This is a genomic window from Rosenbergiella metrosideri, from assembly GCF_022602565.1.
GTDB classification, from domain to species: Bacteria; Pseudomonadota; Gammaproteobacteria; order Enterobacterales; family Enterobacteriaceae; genus Rosenbergiella; species Rosenbergiella metrosideri.
Map to the genome: position 1 here is coordinate 1 of NZ_JALBCV010000034.1, position 3,709 is coordinate 3,709.

General features: G+C 42.6%; 3 protein-coding genes and 1 tRNA gene. 3 read left to right on the forward strand and 1 reads right to left on the reverse strand.

The genetic code is table 11. The features are described 5' to 3' along the window. Positions 1–166: 166 nt before the first annotated feature. Both murB and birA read left to right on the forward strand, forming a co-directional pair. On the forward strand, positions 167–1,198 hold the full coding sequence (gene murB / locus MKR94_RS16235) for a UDP-N-acetylmuramate dehydrogenase (RefSeq protein ID WP_241647860.1): 1,032 nt from the start codon (positions 167–169) through the stop codon (positions 1,196–1,198). Further along, a complete protein-coding gene (birA, locus tag MKR94_RS16240; RefSeq protein ID WP_241647861.1) occupies positions 1,195–2,157 on the forward strand; it encodes a bifunctional biotin--[acetyl-CoA-carboxylase] ligase/biotin operon repressor BirA in 963 nt (320 codons plus the stop codon). Before murB ends, birA begins: the two co-directional genes overlap by 4 nt. Positions 2,158–2,168: 11 nt before the next feature. On the opposite strand, the gene coaA is transcribed toward birA, so the two are convergent. Further along, positions 2,169–3,122 (reverse strand): type I pantothenate kinase, encoded by a 954-nt coding sequence (gene coaA / locus MKR94_RS16245; RefSeq protein ID WP_241647862.1) that lies wholly within the window; start codon positions 3,120–3,122, stop codon positions 2,169–2,171. A 425-nt stretch (positions 3,123–3,547) separates the two neighbouring features. On the opposite strand from coaA, the gene MKR94_RS16250 reads away from it, so the two are divergent. Beyond that, positions 3,548–3,623 (forward strand) — tRNA-Thr (locus MKR94_RS16250). Positions 3,624–3,709 lie beyond the last annotated feature (86 nt).

Here is a 3,709-nt window from a genome sequence, read left to right on the forward strand (position 1 = left end):
CCCCATGCGAGAGTAGGGAACTGCCAGGCATCCAATAAGTCGAAAAGGCCATCCTCACGGATGGCCTTTTTGCGTTACAAAAACGCCAAGTTCTTATCGCGTTTATTGAAAAAAATCCCACTAAATCAGGTAAACTAGTCAGTGATTATCCTATCAAGGTGAAGCCATGACTTGTTCGCAGACCTCTTTAAAATCCTTAAATACTTTTGGCCTTTCTGTGAGTGCTGAACGTATTGTCTATGCACACAATACAGAAACTCTTATTGAAAGCTGGCAAGCCAATCAAGATAAACCGTGGCTGCTGATTGGAGGAGGTAGCAATATGCTGTTCCTCGATGACTTCGACGGTACGGTTGTTGTCAATCAGCTAAAGGGAATGAGTATTGAGCAAAACCAAGAAGAGTGGCTTATTCACTGTGCGGCGGGTGAGAATTGGCATGAGTTTGTGGCATTAACTGTGAAAGAAGGGATGGCGGGGCTAGAAAATTTAGCCCTGATCCCTGGAACAGTAGGATCAGCACCCATACAGAATATAGGCGCTTACGGTGTCGAATTAAAAGATGTTTGCGCATACGTAGATATTCTCGATCTTAATCGAAATAAGACGATGAGATTAACTAACAAAGAGTGCCTATTCGGTTATCGAGAAAGTATTTTCAAGCACCAGTATCAGCAAGGGTATGTCATTACTGCAGTAGGCTTTAGCTTAACAAAGCATTGGCAGCCTAACCTATCCTATGGACCTCTTAACTCAACAGAGACACCTCTGCTAACACCACAAGCAATATTTGATAAAGTGTGCGAGATACGTCGCAGTAAGTTACCTGACCCAGCCAAAATAGGTAACGCAGGTAGCTTTTTTAAAAACCCTATCGTCTCGACTCAAGATGCTGAGGCGATTAAACGTCACTATCCGAATGCTCCCTTCTATCCACAATGTGGTAACTTAGTGAAGGTTGCAGCAGGTTGGTTAATTGACCAGGCTGGACTCAAAGGATATACAGCTGATCATGCAGGGGTACATCCTCAACAAGCATTAGTCTTAATTAATTTGGGTGATGCACAGCCTGAAGATCTGGTCAGCATGGCAAAACATGTTCGTGACACTGTATTTAATAAATTCGCTATTTGGTTAGAGCCAGAGGTACGTTTTATCGGTCGTCAGGGCGAAGTTAACGCAGTGGAAACCTTATCATGAAAGATTACAGCGTAACATTGAAGATCATGGCTATTTTAGCCGATGGAGAATTCCATTCCGGTGAACAGTTGGGTCAAGAACTTGGTATGAGTCGAGCGGCGATCAATCAGCATTTGAAAATTCTCGAAACGTGGGGCGTTAGTACTTATCGGGTGACGGGCAAGGGATATTGCTTATCAGAACCAATCAATCTTCTTGATGAGAACGTTATTTCTCAACAGTATCACACAGAAAATGTTGAGGTTATCCCTGTTATTGATTCCACCAACCAATATTTACTCGATAATATCGATAGGCTAACGACTGGCGATGTTTGCCTTGCTGAATATCAACAAGCTGGTCGAGGTAGGCGCGGTGGGAAATGGTTCTCGCCTTTTGGGGCTAATCTCTATTTATCAATGTACTGGCGTTTAGAGCAAGGACCTGCAGCCGCGATGGGGTTAAGCCTAGTCGTGGGGATAGTCATAGCGGAGACATTAGTGCAGTTCGGTTGTCATGACGTTAAAGTGAAATGGCCAAATGACCTATATATCAACAATAGAAAACTCGCAGGCATTTTAGTCGAAATGACGGGAAAAACTGGCGATGTTGCACACATTGTTATCGGTGCAGGAATAAATATAGCGATGAAGCCAGATACTACTTCGTCGATAGACCAAAGTTGGACAAGCCTCTACCAAGAGGGTGTTATTACCGATAGAAATGCACTATCCGCCGCAATTATTACCAATCTACGTGTTGCTTTGCGGACCTTCGAAACACAAGGCATGGTTCCTTTTCTCCCCCGTTGGCATGCTTTAGATAATTTCCTCAATAAACCGGTAAAACTCATCATAGGGGATAGGGAAATTCACGGTATTGAACGAGGGATAAATGAATTTGGTGCACTCCTGCTTGAACATGAAGATGAGATTAAAGCGTGGGTTGGCGGCGAGATTTCGTTGAGAGCCGCCAACTGAGTTGTTAAGCGTTATTTACGTAAGCTCACTGTACTCACAGCATGTTTATGGCTCTTTGATAAGATAAGGTTCGCCCGCTCTCGAGTGGGTAAAATATTCTCACGAAGGTTAAGCCCATTGATTTCATCCCAGAGCGTTGAGGCAATGCCCTTTGCCTCTTCAATGGTCAGCTGCGAGTAATGGTGGAAATAAGAGTTGGGATCGCTGAAAGCGCCTGCTCTGAATCGTAGGAAACGATTTATATACCACTGTTTAAGCAAATCTTCCGCTGCATCGACATAAATCGAAAAATCAACAAAATCGCTAACAAAGACACGATGGGGATCATGGGAATAATCCATTCCGCTTTGTAAGACATTTAATCCCTCAAGGATAACGATATCCGGCGCCTCAACGACCTTTTGTTCTTCAGGGATGATGTCATACGTCAAATGAGAATAAACCGGAACAGTAAGCTTCTCCTTGCCTGCCTTGATATCCGCAACGAAATTTACCAAGCGATGCATGTCGTATGATTGAGGAAAACCTTTCTTCTTCATCAGTCCGCGCTCTTTTAAGAGTGCATTAGGATGAAGAAAACCGTCTGTAGTGATCAATTCGACTTTTCGGTGTTCAGGCCAGCGACTCAGTAAAGCTTGCAGCACACGAGCAGTCGTGCTTTTCCCCACCGCTACGCTACCGGCAATGCTAATGATATAAGGTATTTTTTTGCGGTCCGTACCGAGGAATTTCTTAACCACATTCTGGTGGTTGAGGTTTGAGCTGATGTAAAAATTCAGTAAACGTGAGAGGGGGAGGTATATCTCAGCCACTTCACTTAGGGATAGATCTTCGTTAATCCCCTTTAATTGTTCTATATCTTGCTCATTAAGGACTAAAGGTGTCGACTCACGTAACGCTGCCCAATGTTGGCGGTCAAAATGCAAATAAGCTGAAGTCAAAGGTGACGAATCGATTGTAATCATAGTTATACGTCTGACATCCGTAACTCATTACGGCAAAAAATTCCGGAAAATGAGTTAACTAAGGGAGTTAAAAGAATTATATCTCTGGAGGTTATCACCAGTAGTGAGCAGCACAAAGCAAAAAGATGTTAATGCAATGATGTATTTATATTTTTGGTATGTTAAATGAGACAAAAAGGTATAAATTGATCGATCTATTCAGGCATAGATAAAAAAAAATCACGCGCTTTTCTATACCTTTGAATCATTCCAATAGATGAATCACTACTATTTTCTAATCACATAAAACACTATTTTTGATTAATTATTGGGCTAAAAACCATTAAAATCGCTTATTTTGAATAAAGAGTGAGCGAACGAAAAAAAAACTTAATTTTTTAGTTGCATGATTTTCTAACTCCCCATAGAATGCGCCTCAACTTGATGCCGACTTAGCTCAGTAGGTAGAGCAACTGACTTGTAATCAGTAGGTCACCAGTTCGATTCCGGTAGTCGGCACCAATCAAGTTAAGGTGGGGTTCCCGAGCGGCCAAAGGGAGCAGACTGTAAATCTGCCGTCACAGACTTCGAAGGTTCGAATCCTTCTC

What these genes read in the sequence shown, in the direction of transcription:
- murB (WP_241647860.1), top strand. Translation starts at nt 167, where the DNA reads ATGACTTGTTCGCAGACCTCTTTAAAATCCTTAAATACTTTTGGCCTT.
- birA (WP_241647861.1), top strand. Translation starts at nt 1,195, where the DNA reads ATGAAAGATTACAGCGTAACATTGAAGATCATGGCTATTTTAGCCGAT.
- coaA (WP_241647862.1), bottom strand. Translation starts at nt 3,122, where the DNA reads ATGATTACAATCGATTCGTCACCTTTGACTTCAGCTTATTTGCATTTT.